The sequence below is a fragment of the Ferroplasma sp. Type II genome (assembly GCF_000496155.1).
The window spans coordinates 4,503-6,424 of record NZ_KI542820.1; the positions used below are offsets into that span (position 1 = coordinate 4,503).

At 39.6% G+C, this 1,922-nt stretch carries 2 protein-coding genes; both read right to left on the reverse strand.

The window, feature by feature from the left end; all coding sequences use genetic code 11:
• Positions 1-1,523, reverse strand: a 1,523-nt coding sequence (locus AMDU4_RS13080) for an IS1634 family transposase (RefSeq protein WP_290705467.1), incomplete at its 3' end; no start/stop codon positions are given.
• A gap of 134 nt (positions 1,524-1,657) precedes the next feature.
• Positions 1,658-1,922: hypothetical protein (locus tag AMDU4_RS13085; RefSeq protein ID WP_021788409.1), on the reverse strand; the 265-nt coding region annotated here is incomplete at its 5' end.

Consider the following 1,922-nt stretch of genomic DNA (forward strand, 5'->3'; position numbering starts at 1 on the left):
AGAACATCTGATGCTTCTGTGCTCTCTGATGAGACATACAGTTCTCTATTCCCAACTGTTATGGGAACAACATCCAGATAATTCAGGCTACTGCTTATGCTGTCAATTGTCCTGACTGTAAGTTTTTCCATTATCCTTGATAGCAGAAGGGATAATACACAGACAAACACATGTGCTTTTATTCTATCCGATTTCCTGTGGTACACTGGCCTGATCTCCAGAAACGATTTAATTGTCCTGAATGACCTCTCAATCTGCCACTGTTCCTTGTATGCTGATACCACTTCATCTTCATTGAGATCGGTATTTGTGACAATGAGGAATCTACCTGCAAGTTTCTTCAGTATTTCTATCCTCCTCTCATTAAGTGCAGTATTGTTCTCTGTGAACTTCACAAGAGATTTCAACTTTCCCAGGGATTTCTTCAGTTCCTTCTGATCCTGTATTTCAGACATCTTCTTTTTTACAGTATCAATTTTATCATTCAGATCTTGGAGATCAAGTTCTTCCCTCTTCCTGTTGTATACGGCAATATATCTCCTCTTTTCTGCTAGCTTTCTCTGCTCCTCTGTGGAATCATCCTTCATCACATCATCCACGCTTATGGCAACCTTCTTTATGGTCAGGTCATCCATCACATAGCCATCAGAGAAATCTGTTTCCATGAGGATATTGCGGTATGGCTTATCCCACCTGTATGCTGCTGTTATATATTGATTCTGGTCAAGGAGATCTAGGGACTTCGATCTTCCAAATGCCCTGTCTGCTATGAATACTACATTCTTTATGTTGAATCTTTCCTTCAATACAGATACGGTGGATTCAAGTGTTTGTGGATCTACAGTATTGCCCTTCCATACCTCATGATATATGGGTATGCCATCAGCCATGACAAGGCCTATTACTATCTGTTCCTTTCCCCTCTTCTTATCACGGGAATAGCCAAACAGAACAAGGTCATTATCCTCCCTCCCCTCGAAATATGATGATGTGAGGTCATAATGCACTGTGGACGTGTCAGGCTTCAGTGCATGGAATATTTCAAGTTCTATGGAATCCTTCTTTTCAATGAGTGAATCAAGCGATCTATACACACTATCCTCACTTATGTGTATTTCCCAGGGATAGTACACCCTTTTATCTATGTCTATGAGGTTAATGTCTGAGGATGGGTCAAACAGCCTGGAGATAATCATAAATGATAATGTTTCTGCATAGGAATTAGTATGCTTTTCCAGTATTCCTGACATGCCATTCCTCCCCATAATTGTTCTTGCTGCATAGAATATTCCAAAAGACAGTGTTGGCTTTACATTCATATCGTTCAGGGAGAATTTCCTCATTGCCTCCCTGTATTCCTCCAGTATTTTCCTGTATCTTTCCCTGTCTTCATCAGACTTCACAGACCCAAGGTACTTCACAGTTATAGTTTTCTGCTTATTATCCTCAACCACCCTTTCAGCTATGGAGGCATATTCCAGTACTGCTGATCCTCTCCTTACCCTTGTGAATCTCAGAAACATAAAATAATATTACATGATAGTATTTAAGAGTATGTGCATATAATGTGCACATACATGAAACGAGAAAGGATGTTGGAATACACAGAAAATAACAGAATTCTAAAGGGATCGTGACAGACTATCTCATGCGGAACTCAAGTTTCAATGGAATTTTTGTAACGGTATGTTTCTTCTGGCTTCATTGAAAATCTGAAGAATACCTTCCCAGCATCTATACTGTGCAGCAACGAAGTGATTTCAAGGTTATTTGAGTAATCAACCACTGAATATTCCTTTCCGGGAAATGATTTTTCAAAGGAATTTCCAGAAAATATCTGTCGTCGTGAATCCAGGTATACAGGCGTCCAATCGGGGTGTACAACAAGATGAAGAAGTTTTGCATATGTGATAGAAATATCG